General features: G+C 59.4%; 22 protein-coding genes. 15 read left to right on the top strand and 7 right to left on the bottom strand.

From position 1 onward, the window contains the following. The first annotated feature begins 118 nt into the window (after positions 1-118). The 8 genes from GGE33_RS09430 to GGE33_RS09395 all read left to right on the top strand — a co-directional run bounded on the left by GGE33_RS09430 (position 119) and on the right by GGE33_RS09395 (position 5,591). Positions 119-322 carry a hypothetical protein gene (locus tag GGE33_RS09430; protein ID WP_183822659.1) on the top strand — a complete coding sequence of 68 codons (204 nt, stop codon included), beginning with the start codon at positions 119-121 and terminating at the stop codon, positions 320-322. A gap of 76 nt (positions 323-398) precedes the next feature. Beyond that, on the top strand, positions 399-713 hold the full coding sequence (locus GGE33_RS09425) for a hypothetical protein (RefSeq protein WP_148143883.1): 315 nt from the start codon (positions 399-401) through the stop codon (positions 711-713). Continuing rightward, entirely contained in the window at positions 713-1,087 is a 375-nt protein-coding gene (locus tag GGE33_RS09420; RefSeq protein WP_183824050.1) for a YkgJ family cysteine cluster protein, read from the top strand. The genes GGE33_RS09425 and GGE33_RS09420 overlap by 1 nt, the downstream gene beginning before the upstream one ends. A 288-nt stretch (positions 1,088-1,375) precedes the next feature. Continuing rightward, a complete protein-coding gene (locus GGE33_RS09415) occupies positions 1,376-1,888 on the top strand; it encodes a GNAT family N-acetyltransferase (protein ID WP_246435915.1) in 513 nt (170 codons plus the stop codon). A 300-nt stretch (positions 1,889-2,188) separates the two neighbouring features. Next, the gene (locus GGE33_RS09410; RefSeq protein WP_183822656.1) at positions 2,189-2,398 is read left to right on the top strand and encodes a hypothetical protein; all 210 of its coding nucleotides are present in this window, start codon (positions 2,189-2,191) and stop codon (positions 2,396-2,398) included. A 375-nt stretch (positions 2,399-2,773) separates the two neighbouring features. Beyond that, positions 2,774-3,808, top strand: a complete 1,035-nt coding sequence (locus GGE33_RS09405) for an ABC transporter substrate-binding protein (protein ID WP_183822654.1) — start codon at positions 2,774-2,776, stop codon at positions 3,806-3,808. 185 nt (positions 3,809-3,993) lie between these two features. Beyond that, positions 3,994-4,782 (top strand): ABC transporter ATP-binding protein, encoded by a 789-nt coding sequence (locus GGE33_RS09400; protein WP_183822652.1) that lies wholly within the window; start codon positions 3,994-3,996, stop codon positions 4,780-4,782. Further along, positions 4,779-5,591 (top strand): ABC transporter permease, encoded by an 813-nt coding sequence (locus GGE33_RS09395; RefSeq protein WP_183822650.1) that lies wholly within the window; start codon positions 4,779-4,781, stop codon positions 5,589-5,591. The genes GGE33_RS09400 and GGE33_RS09395 overlap by 4 nt, the downstream gene beginning before the upstream one ends. 56 nt (positions 5,592-5,647) lie before the next feature. Here GGE33_RS09395 and GGE33_RS09390 read toward each other — a convergent pair whose 3' ends face one another. From GGE33_RS09390 to GGE33_RS09380, 3 genes are all read right to left on the bottom strand, one after another. After that, positions 5,648-6,655 (bottom strand): aldo/keto reductase, encoded by a 1,008-nt coding sequence (locus tag GGE33_RS09390; protein WP_183822648.1) that lies wholly within the window; start codon positions 6,653-6,655, stop codon positions 5,648-5,650. Positions 6,656-6,681: 26 nt separating this feature from the next. After that, a complete protein-coding gene (locus tag GGE33_RS09385; RefSeq protein ID WP_148143877.1) occupies positions 6,682-6,987 on the bottom strand; it encodes a putative quinol monooxygenase in 306 nt (101 codons plus the stop codon). A 168-nt stretch (positions 6,988-7,155) separates the two neighbouring features. Continuing rightward, positions 7,156-7,953 carry a type 1 glutamine amidotransferase domain-containing protein gene (locus GGE33_RS09380; protein WP_183822646.1) on the bottom strand — a complete coding sequence of 266 codons (798 nt, stop codon included), beginning with the start codon at positions 7,951-7,953 and terminating at the stop codon, positions 7,156-7,158. Between the two features lie 133 nt (positions 7,954-8,086). Here GGE33_RS09380 and GGE33_RS09375 point away from each other — a divergent pair, with 133 nt between their 5' ends. Together GGE33_RS09375 and GGE33_RS09370 are read left to right on the top strand one after the other, a co-directional pair. Further along, the gene (locus tag GGE33_RS09375) at positions 8,087-8,989 is read left to right on the top strand and encodes a LysR family transcriptional regulator (protein WP_183822644.1); all 903 of its coding nucleotides are present in this window, start codon (positions 8,087-8,089) and stop codon (positions 8,987-8,989) included. Positions 8,990-9,235: 246 nt separating this feature from the next. Then, positions 9,236-10,219 (top strand): GGDEF domain-containing protein, encoded by a 984-nt coding sequence (locus GGE33_RS09370; RefSeq protein WP_394353639.1) that lies wholly within the window; start codon positions 9,236-9,238, stop codon positions 10,217-10,219. 4 nt (positions 10,220-10,223) lie between these two features. Here the strand turns inward: GGE33_RS09370 and GGE33_RS09365 are convergent, their stop codons facing one another. Then, a complete protein-coding gene (locus GGE33_RS09365) occupies positions 10,224-11,096 on the bottom strand; it encodes a LysR family transcriptional regulator (RefSeq protein WP_183822642.1) in 873 nt (290 codons plus the stop codon). 104 nt (positions 11,097-11,200) lie between these two features. Between GGE33_RS09365 and GGE33_RS09360 the strand changes: the two genes are divergently transcribed. Then, positions 11,201-12,529, top strand: coding sequence for an aspartate aminotransferase family protein (locus GGE33_RS09360; protein WP_148145566.1), 1,329 nt, complete (start codon positions 11,201-11,203; stop codon positions 12,527-12,529). Positions 12,530-12,759: 230 nt separating this feature from the next. On the opposite strand, the gene GGE33_RS09355 is transcribed toward GGE33_RS09360, so the two are convergent. After that, a complete protein-coding gene (locus tag GGE33_RS09355) occupies positions 12,760-13,791 on the bottom strand; it encodes an acyltransferase family protein (protein WP_183822640.1) in 1,032 nt (343 codons plus the stop codon). Between the two features lie 186 nt (positions 13,792-13,977). On the opposite strand from GGE33_RS09355, the gene GGE33_RS09350 reads away from it, so the two are divergent. From GGE33_RS09350 to GGE33_RS09340, 3 genes are all read left to right on the top strand, one after another. Further along, entirely contained in the window at positions 13,978-14,166 is a 189-nt protein-coding gene (locus tag GGE33_RS09350; protein ID WP_183822639.1) for a hypothetical protein, read from the top strand. Between the two features lie 178 nt (positions 14,167-14,344). After that, entirely contained in the window at positions 14,345-15,508 is a 1,164-nt protein-coding gene (locus GGE33_RS09345) for a vWA domain-containing protein (RefSeq protein WP_246435914.1), read from the top strand. A gap of 91 nt (positions 15,509-15,599) precedes the next feature. After that, entirely contained in the window at positions 15,600-15,824 is a 225-nt protein-coding gene (locus tag GGE33_RS09340) for a hypothetical protein (RefSeq protein ID WP_148145562.1), read from the top strand. Between the two features lie 92 nt (positions 15,825-15,916). Here the strand turns inward: GGE33_RS09340 and GGE33_RS09335 are convergent, their stop codons facing one another. After that, the gene (locus GGE33_RS09335; protein ID WP_162713894.1) at positions 15,917-16,084 is read right to left on the bottom strand and encodes a Thivi_2564 family membrane protein; all 168 of its coding nucleotides are present in this window, start codon (positions 16,082-16,084) and stop codon (positions 15,917-15,919) included. A gap of 193 nt (positions 16,085-16,277) precedes the next feature. On the opposite strand from GGE33_RS09335, the gene GGE33_RS09330 reads away from it, so the two are divergent. After that, positions 16,278-17,750, top strand: coding sequence for a protein adenylyltransferase SelO (locus GGE33_RS09330; protein ID WP_183822635.1), 1,473 nt, complete (start codon positions 16,278-16,280; stop codon positions 17,748-17,750). Here GGE33_RS09330 and GGE33_RS09325 read toward each other — a convergent pair. After that, entirely contained in the window at positions 17,747-18,649 is a 903-nt protein-coding gene (locus GGE33_RS09325) for a dihydrodipicolinate synthase family protein (protein ID WP_183822632.1), read from the bottom strand. The two genes, GGE33_RS09330 and GGE33_RS09325, sit on opposite strands and share 4 nt — an antisense overlap. Between the last annotated feature and the right edge of the window lie 101 nt (positions 18,650-18,750).

Here is an 18,750-nt window from a genome sequence, read left to right as displayed (position 1 = left end):
GGATCACGCTGTCGATGGTGCTCAAATGGCGCTGTAGCAGTTTCAGGTCTGCACATCCTGCTTTGCGAAAGTCCGGACTTCTGATCGAAGCGCCGGCGCGCACAAACCGAGGAAGACAATGACCGAGCAACACAGCAAAGCGCGACAGGTTGCCGAAAAGGCATTCGACAAGACACAGGCCTCAAGTGCTGCCGGCGACCGTGCCCGCGATGAGGTCGATGCCGTTACTAAGGCGCGTCAGGAAAAGACGTCCCGGTTGCGCGAAGCGCGTCTCGCCATGGAGGCGCAAAACGCGGCCGATGTGTCCGTCAGGAAAACCTGAGCGATTTCGAAACGGACCTGCTTGAAAGCGGCAGTGAGCGGCATTGACGCCTGTTGCGAAGAGAAAGAACAAAGACATGAACAGCACGACAACTGCTGCGCTGACCATTGAATTGACGCCAACCCAGATCAGGGGATTGAAGCTCGCAAAACTCGGCGACCTCCACCCCCAGGACGGGAACCGCTGGACCCATCTTGGCGCCACCGAGACCTACGCAAAATCCGACCGCTTCAAGGAGCGGCCGCTGAAGGTGAAGTTCGCGACGACCGCCACTCTCGAACAACTTACGGGCTACGGCCTTCTCAAAGGGCTTGACCCCGATGCCGAGGCCGGCGAAACCCCACATGGAATAACCATGGCGGGCAAGATGTGGCTGCTGAAGCACAAATGATGACAGGCGGCGCCTCATCAGGGCGCGGGGGGCGGGATTTTGATCACGCCCTTGACGATGATCTGTCTTCAGGCGATCAGGGCGCTGCTGACCTTCCGGATTGCCAGGCCTGTGGTGCCTGCTGTTCCTATTCGTCCGAATGGCCGCGCTTCACCACCGAAACCGATGAAGCTCTCGACTTGGTTCCGCTGCAGTTCGTTGCTGCGGACCAGCGAGGCATGCGGTGTGAGGATCAGCGATGTTCGGCGCTGTCCGGCCGTGTCGGTGAGAGTACCTCATGTCTGGTCTACGAGGTTCGTCCCGACGTATGCCGCGCTTGCGCCCCCGGAGATCCCGAATGCAGGACCGCACGCTGGGCTTTCGGTTTGAAATAGGCGCGGTCAGGTCGATTGGGGTCAGTTGATCGGCCGAAAGCCAGTGTCGAGTGCCTTGATGAGCGCCGCGCTCCTCACGCTTCCCGATATGCCCATCCGGTTCAGGCGTTTCTTGATCCGCCAGTCGCTGACCTTGAAAAATCCGCCGAAGAAGAACAGTGCCACGGACCCGATGACACGGGCGTCCGAAGACGCTTCAACGTGGCGCGGATATCGAGCGTCTTGCCTTAAGTCGTCCGTAACGGATAGCTGCCAATGGTATGGGAAATATCGTCCAGAGGCTGTTCTATGTCCATTTCGCAAGATGATCCGAACAGGGCCGCGGCCCGCATCCGCCTCTTGCAGGACCATGATGCAGCGTTGCCGCGGCTAGCGGTATTGATAGAGGAGATGCAGGCTCACTATGAGGTGCCGTGTCCTGCGCGCGCGGAAATCATTGCCGGGCTGCAGGCGAGGCCGCAAGGGGCAGAAATTCTCGTTGCCGAGCGGGAAGAAAGCGTGATTGCCTTATGTGCATTCAGTGCGATCTATCCGGGGCCGGGCTTGAACCCAGGCATTTTCCTCAAGGAGTTGTATGTCGGTAGAACGTCTCGCGGTCTCGGCGTCGGGCGTTCCCTGATGCGGGAACTCGCCGCCTTGGCCGGCCGGCGGGGGTTGTCGAGGATAGACTGGACCGCCGACGCGCAGGACGACAGGCTTCTTGCATTTTATGATGAGATAGGCGGCGTCGCAAAACCGGAAAAACTGTTCTACCGGCTGGATGGCGAGGCGCTGGCAAGGCTCGGCGACGAGGCGTCCTGAAAACGCGTGGCGGGGCCTGAGGTTTCAGGTCTCAAGCCGCTTCCCGTCCCGCATTGACCTATATTCCCCCTGCAAGGCGGCGATTCCGCCATGCGCGTATTCCTTCGCGCGGGTTGATCGTCTCCATCGCCCGAATGCGCTTAATCCGGGCTTTAACGATAGGGCGTTGCTGTGCCTCGAACGGGCGGTGCGGGTGGATAAACGGTGCTTCGATGATTCGAAGCAATATCCCTCATATGGGGTATGCCCTGTCTGCAATATAAGGTATGGTTAACCTCCGGTTAACTCTTGGAGTGGCGCATGGAAAAGCTTTTTCGTCACCTTCAGCTGCCTTGCGGTTTCCTGAAGATGCTGCTCGCGTCTGCTTTTGTTGCTTGCGCTAGTCTGATTTCAGGCGATGGGGCGTGGTGGGCTGCCGGCTTTGGTGTCGCCTCTCTCGTCTTCATGCAGGTCGGCTACTTCGGTGCAGTTGTCGCCCTGTCCTTCGCGGAAAAAAGCCGTAGAAGATAATTTCCGGCTTCAAAACAGAGACCATACGAGTGCAAAAAGGCCTGTAAGCCAAGCTATGGTCAAAACCGCGACGCAGACCAGAAACAGCTTTATGCGCATTCTTCGTCCTCCAGTTGGAGAAAATAGGCCAAATGCCCGGCTCGGCAAATCTATTTTAGAATCCGCTTTTATTCTTTTCCGTCACAGTTAACCGACGGCTGATGATAGGGCGTGTTTTCCGCGCCAGGCTGCGGGAACGGCTGGCTCAAAGCCAATGGCTCCAGAATTGTGATTTGAAAATAAGCACGCGAAATATTGATGATAAAATGTGCAGGGATACTTGCGCGGTTGGCGATTTGTCGTTTTCTATGGGTCAATAACAACCAGCAGGGGAACATGATGCTGACTCGTAGATATCTGACTAAATTGGCCGCCCTGGCCGCGGTGGCCTTGGGCACCGGCTTCTCCGGCGCGGCCTTTGCCGAAACCAATATCAAGTTCACGCTCGACTGGAAATTCGAAGGCCCGGCTGCCGGCTTCCTGCTTGCCGTGGACAAGGGATATTTCAAGCAAGAGGGGCTGAACGTCACCATCGACACCGGCAATGGCTCGGTGGAGGCGATCCCGCGCGTCGCGACCGGCACCTACCAGATGGGTTTCGGCGACATCAACTCGCTGATCAAGTTCCTCGACGAGGATCCGGCGCAGAAGGTCAAGGCGGCGATGATGATCTACGAGCGCCCGACCTTCGCGGTCGTCGGCCGCAAGTCGCTCGGCGTCACCACCGATCCGAAGTCGCTGGAAGGCAAGAAGCTCGGCGCACCGCCGCCGGATGGCGCATTCGCCCAGTGGAAGGCCTTCAAGCAGGTGGCAAAAATCGACGACAGCAAGATCACCATCGAGTCGATCGGCTTCCCGGTGCGTGAGCCGATGCTCGCCAAGGGCGATGTCGATGCCGTCTTCGGTTTCGCCTTCTCGGTCATCCTCAACCTGAAGGCTCAGGGCATCGCCGATGACGATATCGCCACCATCCTGATGGCCGAACACGGCTTGAATCTTTATGGCAACTCGGTGCTGGTAAATACCGATTTTGCCAAGGAAAATCCGGAAGCGGTGAAGGGCTTCATGAAGGCGCTGGCCAAGGGCTTTGCCGCCGCTGTCGCCAACCCGAAGGAAGGCGTCGATGCCGTGTTGAAGCGCAACGAGACGCTTAACCCGGATATCGAGATCCAGCGGCTGAACATGGCCAACGCCATGAACATCAAGACGCCTTACGTCGTCGAAAACGGTTTCGGCGGCGTCGACATGGCAAGGCTCTCCGCTTCCATCGACACGCTCAAAATCTCGATGGGCCTCAAGGGCGCTGTCAAGGCCGAGCAGGTCTTCGACGCCAGCTTCCTGCCGGCAAAGGCGGAGAGGATGCTGCCGTAAGGACAGAGGAAAGTCCCCGCCCCAAACCCCTCCCCACAAGGGGAAGGGGCTTAACCCGGCCGCACCCTCTACGCTTGATTTTGCCAGTCGTGGTGCCGCGTGTTCAACCCTCCCCCTTGTGGGGAGGGTGGCCGGCAGGCGGGAGGGGTTTTCGCGACAAGATTGTTCGATCAAGGAAATTCTGATTGGCACACCTCGTTTCCATCGATGATGTCGACATGCGTTATGGCGGCGCGGAAGGCACGCTTGCTGTCTCCGGCCTCACCATGCGCGTCGACAAAGGCGATTTCGCCGCCGTTGTCGGCCCGTCCGGCTGCGGCAAGTCCACGCTGATGAAGCTCGTCACCGGCCTGCATATCCCGCAGGTCGGCACGGTCATCGTCGCCGGCCAGCATGTCACGCAGCCCGTCTCGATCGTCGGCATGGCGTTCCAGAACCCGACCATGCTGCCTTGGCGCACGACGCTGGAAAACATCCTCCTGCCGCTCGAAATCGTCGAAAGGCACCGCCACCGTCTGCGCGCCAACAAGAAGGAATACGTGGAGAAAGCCGAGCATCTGCTTGAACTCGTTGGCCTCAAGGGTTTTGGCGAAAAATTCCCCTGGCAGCTTTCCGGCGGCATGCAGCAGCGCGCCAATCTGTGCCGCGCCCTCATCCACGAGCCGGAACTTCTGATGCTTGACGAGCCTTTCGGCGCGCTCGATGCCTTCACCCGCGAGGAACTGTGGTGCGTCATCCGCGATCTTCACGCGGCACAGGGCGTCACCATCGTTCTCGTCACCCACGACCTGCGCGAAGCGGCCTTTCTCGCCGACAAGATTTTCGTCATGAGTGCGCGGCCGGGCCGTATCCTGAAAGAGCATCGCGTCCCCTTCGAGCGGCCGCGCGATCTCGAGATCATGTATGAGACGAGGTTCAACGACCTCGTGCACCAGCTGCATGGCGAGATTGCGCAGGCGAGGGCAACCGTATGACGATCACGACCGAAAATACGACCGCACCCGCAGCAAAACAGCCCGCCCGCATCAACTGGGTCAAGGCGGCGTCCTGGCTTTTCACGCTTGGGCTGTTTCTCTTCTGGGAACTGCTGGTGCGCGGTCTCGGCACACCGGTGACGATCCTGCCGGCCCCGAGCCGCATCTTTCAGGCCGTGGTGCAATACTGGTCGCCGCTTCTGAAAAACTCGGCCCAGACGCTGTTTACCACCACGCTCGGTTTCGGCCTGGCGGTGGTCGGCGGTCTGGCGATCGGTCTGTTCATCGGCTGGTCGAAGACCATCTATGCCGGGCTTTACCCGATCATGATCGGCTTCAACGCCATCCCCAAGGTCGCCGTCGTGCCGATCCTGGTCATCTGGTTCGGCATCGGCACCATTCCTGCCGTCATCACCGCCTTCCTGATCTCCTTCTTCCCGATCGTCGTGAATGTCGCGACGGGTCTGGCGACGATCGAGCCGGAGACGGAGGATGTGCTGCGGGCACTCGGAGCAAAGAAGCTGGACATCATGCTGAAGGTCGGTATTCCGCGCTCGATGCCCTATTTCTTCGGCTCGCTGAAGATCGCTATCACGCTTGCCTTTGTCGGCTCGGTCCTGAGTGAAACCGTCGCCTCCAATTACGGCCTCGGCAACATGATGGCCTCGGCCCAGAGCCAGTTCAACGTGCCGCTGGTGTTTGCCGGTCTGCTCGCACTCGCAGTCGAAGGCATCGCCATGTATTCGCTGATGGCGTGGATCGAACGCCGCATGACCGGCTGGGCGCATCGCTCGACCATGGCCAACTGAGAATAAGGAATGCCCCGACGAGACCTGCCGGGGCATGAACTTCAAGGCTATGCGGCTCAGACCGGCAGCGGCGCCGCGGGGTTCACCAACTTTTCCGCCCTCAACTCCCGCCAGAAATCGGCAGGTACGACTTCCTTCAGGGCGGCGCTGTCCTCGGCGATGCGCGAGGGCTGGCTGGCGCCGGGAATGACGGCGGCAACGGCCGGGTTGGCGAGTGAGAACTGCAGGCCGGCAGCCTTCATGCTCACGTGATGGCGGTCGGCAATCGCCTTGATCTTCGCGATCTTCGCAGCCATGTCAGGCTTGATCGGCGCATATTCGAAATTCGGTCCGCCAACCAGAGCGCCCGAGCTGTAAGGCCCGCCGACGACGACACCCAGGCCCCGCTCTGCCACCATCGGCATCACCCGCTGCAAGGCCTTGTCATGGTCGAGCAGTGTGTAACGGCCGGCAAGCAGGAATGCATCGGGCTTCGGTTCGTCCAGTTCGAGCACCAGCTCGATCGGCTCGACCTTGTTGACGCCCAGCCCCCAGGCCTTGATCACCCCTTCGTTGCGCAACCGGTCGAGTGCCTTGAAGGCACCATTTCGGGCCTCCTCGAACTTTTCCAGCCACCGGTCGCCCCAGAAATCCTGCGCCAGATCATGCACGAAGGCGATCTCGATATGGTCGGTCTTCAGTCTTTCCAGGCTCTGCTCGATCGAACGCAACGTGCCGTCATGGCTGTAGTCGTTGACCACCTTGTTCGGCAGACCGTGGCTGAACACGCCGGCCTTTTCGCCCTGCTCGCGGGCGCTGACATCCTCGATCTCGTCGAGAATGTAGCGGCCGACTTTTGTCGAGATCACATACTGGTCGCGCGGCTTATCCTTCAGCGCGTCGCCCATGCGGATCTCGGCCAGCCCTGCGCCGTAGAAGGGAGCGTTATCGTAATAACGGATGCCGTCGGTCCAGGCGGCTTCCACAGTGGCGCGCGCCTCATCCTCGGGAATATCGCGAAACATGTTGCCGAGTGGGGCTGCGCCGAAACCGAGGCTGCTCGGCAGAATATCCTTGAGTGCCATGGGGTCTATCCTTCTTTTCAGGGGTGTCAGCCGAGATTGACGGGAGTGACCACATAGGCGGACCGCTCGGCCAGGCTGTTGATCTTTGAAGCGTAGTTTTTGAAATGGGGCGTCTCGCGATGCGCTTCAACCGCATCCGCATCGATATAGAGTTCATCGAGGATAAAGCGTTCGGGGTTCGCCCGGTCCTGCCAGACATCCCAACGCAGATTGCCCGGCTCGGAACGGCAGGAAGGTGCGGTGTCGGCAAGCAGCGCCCGCAATTCAGCGGCCTTGCCGGGCAGGGCGGTGAGTATGGCGATGATTTTGGCGTTGTTGGTTTCGGTAGTCATGGCGTGTTCCTTTGGGTGAGCCGTCGCGCGTGTAAAAAGTCCCCTCCCAACCCTCCCCACAAGGGGGAGGGCTTAACCCGGTCGACCTGCCGTGGCTTAATTGGGACAGGCGGTCGCCCCAGGAAAGCCGGCAGGCCAGAGGGGTATTTCTGCCAAGTATGTTTACTGTCACGCAGCCAGCCTGCGATCCAGCGCCTCGATCAGTGCCGTGGCGATCGGATGATCCGAACGTGGGTTCTGGCCGGTGATCAGTTCGCGGTCGATGACGACATTCGGTTCGAAATCGATCTTGGTCTTGCTTACATCACCACCTGCCGCCGTCAGCGCCTCGATCATGTTGAAATAGAGTTTGGCGTGCAGAACATAATCCTCGACGACCTTTTCTTCCGTGTCGGAAAAGACTGTCATCTTGTAGCCCGCATATTGCCAGCCCTTGGCCCATTCGCGCGCCTTGGCCTCATCGCCGGCCACCAGTGCCGAGCGAAATTCGCGGGCATGCGGCATGGCGGCGACAGTCGCTATCGGGCCGTGGCACAGATAGGCGGAAGGCTTGCCCTTTTCGTGGAAATGCCTTGCGATTTCGCCCATGTCGGGGTCGATCATCAGGTCGACAACCGGGCCCTGGCCGCCGGGAACGAAGATAGCCGCAAAATTGTCGAGCCCCTGTTCTATTGCGCCACGCAGCGTCAGGCCGCTGTTCATCGACGTGTCGTTTGCCCAGAATGCCTTGGCTTTTTCGTAAGCCGCAACATCGCCACCGAAATGCTCTGCACTGTCGGATGCCTCGTCCATATGCGGCTTCGCTCCGTTCGGCGTCGCCAGCACGACCTCGTAACCGGCATCGATCAATGCCAGCATCGGCACCACGGTTTCGTTGAGATATTGACCGGTCGCACCCGTGCGGCCGTCTTTGGTTTCGATCCGGGTCGCATTGGACCCGATGACCAGTACCTTGCCCTTGCTCATCGTCTCTCTCCTTCGAGTTGTGTTGTCCGTTTTGGACAGCCTGACGATGCGCAATCTCGACACATTTCGGAAATTTATTTAATTTATTCCAGACATAATCAATGCGTTATAACTGAATAGGCGTTGTGTTTGAATGAGATACGACCTCAACCTGTTGCCGGTCTTCGTCGTGCTGATGGAGGAGCGCAATGTCACCCGCGCCGCTGAACGCCTCGGCATCACCCAGCCGGCGCTGTCCAACACGCTCAACCGGTTGCGCGAGACCTTTCGCGATCCGCTTTTCGTACGCGAGCGATATGGCATCCGGCCGACGGAACTCGCAGAAGAGATCGCCCCTGCGATTGTGGAGGCGCTGGCGAAGCTGGATGATGTCATACTCGGCCAGCAGAACTTTGACCCGCTGACTGCCGAGCGGCTGTTCACCATCGCACCCAACGATTATGTGGAATTCGTGCTGGTGCCGGCCATCGTCGAGCGGCTGCGCCAGGTGGCGCCTGGCATCCGGCTGCGGCTCACTCCCTTCGGCAGCGATATCGCCGAGACGGGCGTGATGTCCGGCACGACGGCAATGGTGCTGGGAAGGCTCACCGATCCTCCGGATAATCTCGTCGTCCAGCATCTGATGGAGGATGGACTTGCCTGCGTTGTCCGTGCCGATCATCCCGATATCGGCGACAGCATCTCCAAGGAGCAATATGAGCGGCTGAAACATGTCAACATGCTGCCGCCCGGCCGGTTGCGTGCCGGCCTGTTCCAGTCTCTGGAGCGGCAGGGGCTGAAGCGTGAGGTGGCGGTGTCCGTCACGCATTTCCTCTCCATTCCGGAACTTGTCGCCGTCACTGATTACTGCACCACGCTTCCGGCATTGATCTGCCGGCGTATTGCGCTCGATCCGCGGCTGAAGGTGCTTCCCCCGCCAGTGGATCTCGGCACCTTTCCCGTCCAGATGGCCTGGCATGTCCGCCACCGCAACGACCCGGCGCATCGCTGGCTGCGTGGGTTGATCGGTGACGTTGCCAGGGAGTTGGCGCGCTGAATATCAGCTATGCCTTCATTCGAATTCTGAATACTGCGGATATCTATATCAACGAGAAGCGACATATGTCCGAAAGGGTCGCTGTGTGACTGTCCGGGCTGCCTATCGGAATGGTTATTTGGCGAAAGCAATATGGCCATATCCTGCCCTAGGCAGACCCGCAGAAACTGACGATAATCCAAAAGATTGCAGAGATGAGGGGCTGAACCCGCCATAACCGATCTTTCATAGGTATCGGATATACCGATGCCGACCAGTTACACTATTCCTGAGGGCATGAAGGCCTTGGACGACGACAAAACGATGTTGCAGGCCGTCCGGCTGATGGAAGCCGCTGACGTCTGCGTGGCGCTCTATGACGACCAGGATCGGCTGCGTTATGCCAACCGTGCGTTTCGTGCGGCATGGTTCATCGAAGAAGGTGAACATCCGCTCTGGTCGGAGTTGATGCGTCGAAATTTCCACGCAAGGCGCGGCACCGTCATCAAGGTCGAAAATTTCGAGGCATGGCTGGCGTCCACCATCTCCCGGCGCGGCAAGGCAGGTTTTCGCGCCTTCGAAACGGACCTCCACGATGGCCGCTGGTTGTGGATGACGGAGACGACGCAGGATGATGGCTGGATGCTCTGCGTGGCGAGCGACATCACCTCAAGCCGCCCCGACGAGCGTGCCTTGCGGCAGGACCGCGACGACGCGATCAAGGCTTCCCATACCGACGAACTGACCGGTATTCCGAGCCGCCGTTTCGTCATGGCAAAGCTCAACGATCTTCTCGCTATGCGTGACGAGGGTAACGTCAACGGGCTGCATTGGGGGCCCGTAGGCTGTATCGCCGTGCTCGACATCGACAATTTCAAATATATCAACGACCGTTTCGGCCATTCGGTCGGGGATGCGGTGCTGAAGGATTTCGCCGCCACCTTGCAGAGCTACGTCCGCAAGACGGATGTCCTCGGCCGTGTCGGCGGAGAGGAGTTCGTTCTCATCCTTCCCAATACCACCGCGGAAAATGCCGAGGTGATCGTCGGGCGCATGCTTGAGGCAGTCAGGCTGTCTCGGCCTCTGCCGGATCAGGTCAGTTTTCGCTACACGTTCTCCGCCGGCATCGCCTGCGCCGAAAGAAACGAGAAGGCTGACGACCTCTATCGCCGTGCCGACCTCGCGCTCTACGCCGCCAAGATGCGCGGTCGCAACCAGATCAGCCTCGATACGGCGGCGCGAGTGGGGTGAAAGATCAAAGACCCCGCACCGTCGCCGCAGGATCCCTGAGCGATGGCAGGTGACGGCGGATATGCTCTCCCAGCATCGCGGCAGCGGAGGACGGGCGGCTTTCGGAAAACTCAAGCGCTATACCGATCGTCGGCAGACGCGGCAGCCCATGCTCGATGATGTGAAGGTCAGGCGGCACCGCCGTTTTTGTCAGTACGCTGACCGCATGGCCTGCGCGAGTAATCGCGATCAGCCCAGCAAGACTGTCGCTGGCAAACGCTACTCGATAACGGCGGTTGACGGCCTCCATCGCGTCACAGGCGGCGCGGTAATCGAGTGTTGTCGGTGCCGATAGCGCCAGCGGCAGGATCTCGTTGGACAGCAGCTGCGTATCCGGCCTGTCCGCCACCCAGACGAAGCGCTCCTGCCGGATCACCGCGGCATCATCCGCATCGGGCAGCGATACCAGCGCCATGTCGATCTGCCGGCGCTGGATGAGCGGCCGAAGCCCGATCGTCGGAGCGCAGACAAGCCTCAGCTCCACTTGCGGATTGGCAGCGCAAAAGCGTTTCAGCAGCTCCGGCAGGAAAGCGATCGAATAATCCTCCGGACATCCGAGGCTGACCGCCCCCTTCAGCGCCAGCCCGCCCATATCTGCCAGGATCTCGTCATGCCGCGCGATCAGCTGTTCGGCATGGGCCAGCAGTCTCTCGCCTGCCGCAGTCAACCGCATGCCGGCGCCGGTGCGCTGCAGAAGCGGCTGACCGACCTCGGCCTCCAGCCGCTGCATCTGCATGCTGAGTGCGGATTGGGTGCGCCCGACTTGGTTGGAGGCAAGGCTGATCGAACCCGTGCGGGCAACGACGACGAAGTTTTTCAGAAGCGCGAGATCAAGCATGGCAATATCAGGAAAATGGATATCGGATTAAAATACTATCAATTGGACTGAGGTGCCAGTGGCTTGTTACCCTCCCGGCCAATCAATCACAATGGGGAACCGTCATGGAAAACGCCGCCAGAAACCTCACGTCGCGCAATGACGATCCGGCCTTCTGGGCCGATGCCGACAAGCACCTGACCCGTTACGGGCCGGCCTTCGAGGACGTCATCATCGAACGCGCTGAGGGCAGCTTCGTCTACGATGCCGATGGCCGCGCGATTCTCGACTTCACCTCCGGCCAGATGAGCGCCGTGCTCGGCCACACCCACCCGGATATCGTGGCGACGGTAAACCGCCAGATGGCCTCGGTCGCGCATCTGTTCTCCGGCATGCTGTCACGTCCGGTGGTGGAGCTGGCTGCAAGGCTCGCCGCGCTCGCCCCGGGCCTCGACCGTGTCCAGTTGCTGACAACGGGTGCCGAATCCAACGAGGCGGCCATCCGCATGGCGAAGCTCGTGACCGGCGGGCACGAAATCGTTGCCTTCGCCCAGAGCTGGCATGGCATGACCGGAGCTGCGGCTTCCGCCACCTACAGTGCAGGTCGCAAGGGATATGGTCCGGTCTCGGCCGGCTCCTTCGTCATCCCGGCACCGAATGCCTATCGCCCGCGCTTCAGGAACCCGGACGGATCGAACGACTGGCAGGCCGAGCTAGACGATGCGTTCCATCTGATCGACAATCAGTCGACCGGCAATCTCGCCGCCTTCATCGCCGAACCGATCCTGTCTTCCGGCGGAATTCTCGAACTGCCGCTCGGTTATCTCGCGGCCTTGAAGAAGAAGTGCGAGGAGCGCGGCATGCTGCTTATCCTCGACGAGGCACAGACCGGCGTCGGCCGCACCGGCAACATGTTCGCCTTCCAGCGTGACGGCGTGACGCCCGATATCATGACGCTGTCGAAGACGCTCGGCGCCGGCCTTCCGCTTGCCGCTGTCATGACAAGCGCGGAAGTGGAGCAGAAAGCATTCGAGAAGGGGTTCCTCTTCTACACGACCCACGTATCGGACCCGCTGCCGGCTGCTGTCGGTGTGACCGTGCTGGATGTGATGGCACGTGACAATCTGGTCCAGCAGGCGATAACGCGCGGCAAACGCCTGAAGGACGGGCTGTTGGCGCTTCAGCAGCGTTTCGAATGCATCGGCGACGTGCGCGGCCGCGGTCTTCTGCTCGGGCTGGAAGTGGTGACCGACCGCCACACCAAGGCGCCCGGTTTCGAGCTTGGCGCGAAGATCATGGAAGAAGCGATGGTTCGTGGCCTTTCTATGAACATCGTCAAGCTGCCCGGCATGGGCGGCGTCTTCCGCATCGCTCCGGCGCTAACCGTTTCGGACGCCGAGATCGACCGCGGCGTCGAGATCATGGCGGACGCGATCGTGGCGGCTCAAGGATAGCCGATAGACGGAAGACCGCTCGGAGACACGGCCGGGCGCAAACCTCCAAATGACGAATATCGACCGTATCCTGCCCATGCGGCAGGATACGGCATGAGGGCTGATGAGCCGCGGGCCTAATCTATTCGGCATCCTCAAGGGGGCGTTTCACACAAAGTGCCACCCTCGCCATTACTTGGTTCTGAGTATCCTCCCAGTGCAACCATCGTGCTTCTGGATGGATGAGGCGATCACGTCTTTATCGTTTTCGGTGACCTGCGGAGGAATGGCCGTTCCACGAGGATCCAGCTGAGATAACCAGCCATATAGGCCAAGGGCAGGCTCAGCGCGATCATCATCGCTGGCGATTGGACACCAACGAAATAGAGAAGGGTGCCTGAAATCGGCCAGCCATATAGATACACTCCGTAGGAAACGTCGTCGTCAGCGTTTATCCGCGATATCGCTTCTGATTTTACTGCAAAGGAGAACCAGAAGATCAGATAGCCGCCAAAGACGGCGAAGGCTGCGATTTCGAATTGTTCAAGGAACATCATCACGACCAGAGCGGTGGTGCTGGCAATGGCAAGGGTATTGGTGAACGGAATTTCCCGGCGGAACAGATAGAAGCACGCGCCGACAGAGAAGTTTGCAAACAGACGAACGCTTTCGGAATAATAACCGGTGAAAAATGCGATCCTGTTGGGGATCTGGATATCCAAAGGCCTCATCGTCATGAGGAGCAGTGCCGCCGATATCGCAGCAAAGGCAAAGCGTTTTCGGCTCAGACCGACGAGGCCGACGAGCAAGGCGAATATGTAGCAACGGAATTCGTAGGAGATCGTCCAAAGCGAACCGTTCAGGATTTCATAGGGTAATCCTATGAAGCCAGGCTGCGAGGGGCCGTGAAGCGTTACGATTTCCAGGGTGAAGCGAAGCAGATCACCCATCCCGTAATAACCGATTGCAGCGCCTGTCAAAGGTGCAAGCGCCAGGCAAATACAGACCGCAACCAGATAACCCGGATAGATACGCAAAGCGCGTTTTTTCAGAAATGAAATTGGGTTGCTGGAGCGATCGTAACTCTGAGTGATCAGATAACCGCTAAGAAGAAAGAACCCGTCCACGGCAAGCTCCGCGAATGTCCGCGCTCCAAGCGCGCTAGACAATATTTCTCGGGATCTATTGCCGTCGATGATCTCTGATGCATGAGAGACTATTACGAGAGAAGCAAACAGCAGTCGAAGAAAACCAATGTTGTTGGCATGCAGTGTGTGTTGCATAATATACCTGCTTCATTAATAATATAAATTCTTATTGTTTTGCAGGCTGGAAGTGTCAAGTTCAGTATACGAAATCCTTTTTATAGCATTAATGCCGGTGCCATGAGTTGCGTTTGCCTGAGTTAGAGGGCGCGGCGTCTGCCTGTGAGTCAGGCCGGTTTCAGCATGCTTTCGAGGAGGGCGGCCATGATGGCCGAAAGCGTCATTGCTGCGGGAGATATCCTGATGATCCGGCGTGTCTATTGCCAGCTTCGGGCGGAAGGGTGGGAGGACGCGGGCGATCCACGGCGTCTGGCCGCCAATCTCATCTATCTCTACAAGATCGGCGTGAGGCAGGAAAAGCACCTGCTTGAGCTTGCGCCCTATCTCACCTGAGGCCTTTGGTGGGGCGGTATTCCCATTGCAGAACAAAGCTCGAATACCTATTGTTATTAATTAAGCAAGTTTGAATGTATGGCGACACGAATGACGCGTCTTTGCGTTAAATGTCGTCATGCTAATATTCAATAGAGCCAATCGCAGCATTGTTTCCGACCCGGCTGGTAACTTCGGGATGATGACTGCGCTCATCCTGCCCATGTTGCTGGGAGGCGCCGGGCTGGCGGTCGACACCGCCAATCTGATGGTTTCGAAACGCCAGTTGCAGGAGGCGACGGATGCCGCAGCCCTTGCCGTTTCAGGTGCCATGGCCAACGGTTCCGATACCGCGGCCGGCCAGAAGCTCGGCAAGGACTTTCTGGCGGGCCAGTTAGCCAATTATATGAACACCACCGACACCGCGACGATCAAGAACGCGACGACGGTGGCAATCGTCACCAACACGGATGCATCGACGGGGGCCAAGAGCTATTCGGTCTCGGTAACCTCCTCTGCCGATATTCCGCTGACGCCGCTTACCAGTTTTTTCGCCGGGCGAACCTATCCCGTAAATGCCTCGAGCAACACGATATCGGGCACCGGAAGCGGTACTGGTGCTGACGGAGCGGCTGCGGCAAGCAATGGCATATCGATGGAAATCCTGCTCGATGAATCGGCTTCGATGGCGGAGAACACGACGACGGTGAAGGGCACGAAATGCGTCATCAACCTGCTCGGGATCTGTATCGGCCAGCAGACTGTTTATGTGACCAAGGTGGAAGCGCTGAAACAGGCTGCAGCCACGATGTTTGACGCCCTCGACAAATCCGATCCCAAGACCCGCTTTGTCCGCACCGGCACGATCTCCTATACCAACGGCATCAAGGGGCAGTCGGCGGTCGCCTGGGGAACGACGGCTGCAAGAAATTACGTCAATGCCATGACGCTTAACCCGGTTGGTGGAACGGACGCGACGGCGGCGGTGACCACCGCGACCTCCAACATCAAGAGCAACATCTACGGCACCGATACCGAGAGCGTCGAGCAGGCCAAGAAAGGCAACAAGACATCGGATCGCATCATGATCCTGATGACCGATGGTGATATGACCGGCAATAGCGTGGACTGGAGCCAGAGGCTGGACCAGAACGTACGTGACGGATGCGCGGCCGCAAAGACGGCCGGAATAAAGATCTACACCGTCGCCTTCATGGCGCCGCCCAAAGGGCAGGAACTGTTGAAATACTGCGCCTCTGCCGCAGGCAACTATTACGAGCCCAACACGATGGAAGCCCTGGTTGCATCGTTCAAGTCGATTGCCGACAACGCGATCAAGCCGGTGAACCGACTGACCAATTAGCCTGCCTTCAGCATTTCCTCCCGCGTCACGCGGGAACCGGACGGCGACCTTCCTGTTCTAACCTTCAGAGGCACAAAGGAAAGGGATGCATATGGTTGAGGCACATGGAGAAAAGACGCAGGCTCTGGAACTGGCCGAGGAATATCGCAGGCTCGGCGGAACGCGGCTTGCCAAGCTCGACGACAATTTCGTCACGACCCGAAAGTGGGAAGACGAACCCGAGGAGGCATCACGCTTCTGGCACGACCGGGTGGAAATTCTCGATGACAAGCGTCAGGCGGAAGTCGTCACTCATCTGAAATCCATGAATTCCTGACATTTCGAGATAGCAGGCTCCCAAGGCGAAAGCCGCCATTGCCCGGGCGGACCCAAGTGATCCGTCCGGGCAAATGGTTCGGTCGGGAAGGGCTAGAACACCGCCAGATATTTCAGAAGCGAAATGATGCCGATGATGATGACGACAACCCGCACGATCTGGCGGACCTTTGCGTCAAGCGGCAGCATGTTGACAAGATAAAGTACCAGCACGATCACGAGGAAAGTGATCAGGATGCTGATCAGAAGCGACAAACCCATAGCCCCAGTCTCCATAATTTGCGGCGCGTCCTGCGCCGATCACGAAACTGTAATTATGAGACGATGCGGAAAAGGAAAGGGTGCTCAATAAGATAGTGTGGGCGCTTTATCATTCGGTCCGGACAGGCACAGATGTTTCGGCTTGTTCCTCGCCTGCTATTTCCCATATTGGGCGAAAAGGCCCATATGCCCGATGGAGACATGCTTGTTCCACTTCGACAACTCCTATGCCCGTCTGCCCGACAGGTTCTACGCTTCGGTTTATCCCGAGCCGGTCGAGGGGCCGAAGCTGATCATGTTCAACGAGGCTCTGGCGAAAGAGCTTGGCGTCGAGGCCGATCTTTCCGATCCGGATCGGCTGGCGGCGACATTTTCCGGCAACGTGGTGCCACAAGGGGCGATGCCGCTTGCGATGGCTTATGCCGGCCACCAGTTCGGCAGTTTCGTGCCGCAGCTCGGCGACGGCCGTGCGATCCTGCTGGGCGAAGTGGTGGATCGAGGCGGTATTCGTCGCGATATCCAGCTGAAAGGCGCAGGCCCGACGCCATTTTCCCGCCGTGGCGACGGCCGTGCGGCTTTGGGGCCTGTGCTGCGGGAATATATCGTCTCCGAGGCCATGGCTGCGCTCGGCATTCCTGCGACACGGGCGCTGGCCGCGGTGACGACCGGCGAGCAGGTCTATCGCGAGACGGTGGAGCAGGGTGCGGTCTTCGTTCGTGTCGCGGCAAGCCATGTGCGGGTCGGCACCTTCCAGTTCTTTGCTGCGCGCGGCGATACGGATGGCATAAGGGAACTGGCCGACTATGTTATCGACCGGCATTATCCCGAGTTGAAGGCGGCCGAGAACCCCTATGCGGCACTGCTGCAGGCCGTGGCATTCCGGCAGGCGGAGCTGATCGCGCGCTGGCTCGGCGTCGGTTTCGTCCATGGTGTGATGAACACCGACAACATGACCATATCGGGGGAGACGATCGACTTCGGCCCTTGCGCCTTTCTCGACGAATATCATCAGATGAAGGTGTTTTCCTCGATCGATCATGGCGGGCGTTACGCCTATCGCAACCAGCCGGGCATCGGCCAGTGGAACATCGCCAGACTGGCGGAATGCCTGCTGCCGGTAATCGACGCGGATCAGGACAGGGCAGTCGACGCGTCGAACGAGGTTCTGAGAGAGTTCGGCGAGCGGTTTCAGGCGGAATGGATCAAGGTGTTCAGGGCCAAGATCGGGCTTTCGAGTGAAGCCGATGATGATGGAGAACTGGTACAGCAGCTGCTTTCGGCAATGCAGGATCAGGAGGCGGATTTCACGCTTGTTTTCCGTGGTTTGGCGGATGCGGCGGAAGGGCTGGACGAACGGTTCCTGAGCCAGTTCGCCGATCCTTCCAAGGCTGCGGAATGGCTGGGACTGTGGCGCGAGCGGCTGGCGCAGGAGCCTCAAGGTGACGCTGGCCGTGCCGACGCGATGCGTGCCGTCAATCCGGCGATCATCCCGCGCAACCACCGCATTCAAGAGGCGATTTCGGCTGCCAATTACGGTGACTTTTCCTTCTTCACCCGACTGCTCGCAGCACTCGAAAAGCCCTACGAGGAGCGTGCCGGATTTGCCGATTACATGACGCCGCCAACACCTGAAGAAAGGGTGACGCGAACCTTCTGCGGAACCTAGTCCTTCAGAAGCGAGATGGCTGCTTCGATATCCCGAACGGCCTCCGAGCCCAGCGGCAGGACCGGACGCGGCGGCTGGGCTTTGGTGATGCCCATGAGGTTCGCTGCCGCATAGACCACACGCAGGCTGCCATGCGTCTTGAACAGCTGCCAGAGAGGGTGGAAGGAGGTATCCAGCCGTGCCGTTTCTTCCGCGTTGCCGCTGATCGCCGCGCGGGTCAGGGCCAGCGCCGGCTTGGGGAACAGACCGGCGACGACGCTGTACCAGCAATCCGCACCGGCCAGCAGTGCATGCGGGCACTCCCAGTCACCGCTATAGCCAATGGCGAAATTGGCCGGTGTGGCGGCTCTCAATCGAGCGATCTCGCCTGAAAAATCGCCGCCCTTCGGCAGCGGCATTTTCACCGCGCTGACATTGGCAAGGCCAGCCAGGCGCCCGATCAGTGCCTCGCTGAAAGAAAAATGCGTGGTCGACGGGTTGTTGTAGATCGAAAGCGGCAGATCGGTTGCGGCGGCGACCGCTTCGAAATGGCGAAACGCCTCTTCCTCGGTGAGCGGCGTGTATGAGACCGGCGCAAGAAGCAGCGCGTGGGCGCCGGCTGCTGCCGCATCGCGGGCAAGCGCCACCGCATCGTCGGTGCGCAGAGTGCCGACGCCGACGATCAGCGGGAGCTTGCCGCCAACGCATTCGACCGCGGCCTCCACCGCCCGGCGGCGTTCCTCGCGGGAGAGGTACATATAGGTTCCGGTGCTGCCGAGAAGACCGATCGAATTCGTCTTGGCCTCGACAACGCGCGAAAGAAGTCGCTGCAGGGCATCGGTATCGACGCGGCCGGCTTCGTCAGCAGGCGTCAGCGGGAAGGCGGAAAGGCCGGTAAAGGCGGGCGGTGTGGTCGGCATCGAATTCTCCGGCGAAACGAATGGGGGGCCACTATGAGCGATTGCACCACGATCGCAAGGGCTTAAGACGGCAGGGCAGAGAGCGTCTCCGCCTATTTACG

This window comes from Aliirhizobium cellulosilyticum, from assembly GCF_014198105.1.
Taxonomy (GTDB): domain Bacteria; phylum Pseudomonadota; class Alphaproteobacteria; order Rhizobiales; family Rhizobiaceae; genus Neorhizobium; species Neorhizobium cellulosilyticum.
This window is presented reverse-complemented; position numbering and strand designations above follow the sequence as displayed.

Bases quoted from the DNA above. Each gene is read 5' to 3' on its own strand.
- GGE33_RS09430 (WP_183822659.1), top strand. From the start codon at position 119: ATGACCGAGCAACACAGCAAAGCGCGACAGGTTGCCGAAAAGGCATTC.
- GGE33_RS09425 (WP_148143883.1), top strand. From the start codon at position 399: ATGAACAGCACGACAACTGCTGCGCTGACCATTGAATTGACGCCAACC.
- GGE33_RS09420 (WP_183824050.1), top strand. From the start codon at position 713: ATGACAGGCGGCGCCTCATCAGGGCGCGGGGGGCGGGATTTTGATCAC.
- GGE33_RS09415 (WP_246435915.1), top strand. From the start codon at position 1,376: ATGTCCATTTCGCAAGATGATCCGAACAGGGCCGCGGCCCGCATCCGC.
- GGE33_RS09410 (WP_183822656.1), top strand. From the start codon at position 2,189: ATGGAAAAGCTTTTTCGTCACCTTCAGCTGCCTTGCGGTTTCCTGAAG.
- GGE33_RS09405 (WP_183822654.1), top strand. From the start codon at position 2,774: ATGATGCTGACTCGTAGATATCTGACTAAATTGGCCGCCCTGGCCGCG.
- GGE33_RS09395 (WP_183822650.1), top strand. From the start codon at position 4,779: ATGACGATCACGACCGAAAATACGACCGCACCCGCAGCAAAACAGCCC.
- GGE33_RS09390 (WP_183822648.1), bottom strand. From the start codon at position 6,655: ATGGCACTCAAGGATATTCTGCCGAGCAGCCTCGGTTTCGGCGCAGCC.
- GGE33_RS09385 (WP_148143877.1), bottom strand. From the start codon at position 6,987: ATGACTACCGAAACCAACAACGCCAAAATCATCGCCATACTCACCGCC.
- GGE33_RS09380 (WP_183822646.1), bottom strand. From the start codon at position 7,953: ATGAGCAAGGGCAAGGTACTGGTCATCGGGTCCAATGCGACCCGGATC.
- GGE33_RS09375 (WP_183822644.1), top strand. From the start codon at position 8,087: ATGAGATACGACCTCAACCTGTTGCCGGTCTTCGTCGTGCTGATGGAG.
- GGE33_RS09370 (WP_394353639.1), top strand. From the start codon at position 9,236: ATGCCGACCAGTTACACTATTCCTGAGGGCATGAAGGCCTTGGACGAC.
- GGE33_RS09365 (WP_183822642.1), bottom strand. From the start codon at position 11,096: ATGCTTGATCTCGCGCTTCTGAAAAACTTCGTCGTCGTTGCCCGCACG.
- GGE33_RS09360 (WP_148145566.1), top strand. From the start codon at position 11,201: ATGGAAAACGCCGCCAGAAACCTCACGTCGCGCAATGACGATCCGGCC.
- GGE33_RS09355 (WP_183822640.1), bottom strand. From the start codon at position 13,791: ATGCAACACACACTGCATGCCAACAACATTGGTTTTCTTCGACTGCTG.
- GGE33_RS09350 (WP_183822639.1), top strand. From the start codon at position 13,978: ATGATGGCCGAAAGCGTCATTGCTGCGGGAGATATCCTGATGATCCGG.
- GGE33_RS09345 (WP_246435914.1), top strand. From the start codon at position 14,345: ATGATGACTGCGCTCATCCTGCCCATGTTGCTGGGAGGCGCCGGGCTG.
- GGE33_RS09340 (WP_148145562.1), top strand. From the start codon at position 15,600: ATGGTTGAGGCACATGGAGAAAAGACGCAGGCTCTGGAACTGGCCGAG.
- GGE33_RS09335 (WP_162713894.1), bottom strand. From the start codon at position 16,084: ATGGGTTTGTCGCTTCTGATCAGCATCCTGATCACTTTCCTCGTGATC.
- GGE33_RS09330 (WP_183822635.1), top strand. From the start codon at position 16,278: ATGGAGACATGCTTGTTCCACTTCGACAACTCCTATGCCCGTCTGCCC.
- GGE33_RS09325 (WP_183822632.1), bottom strand. From the start codon at position 18,649: ATGCCGACCACACCGCCCGCCTTTACCGGCCTTTCCGCCTTCCCGCTG.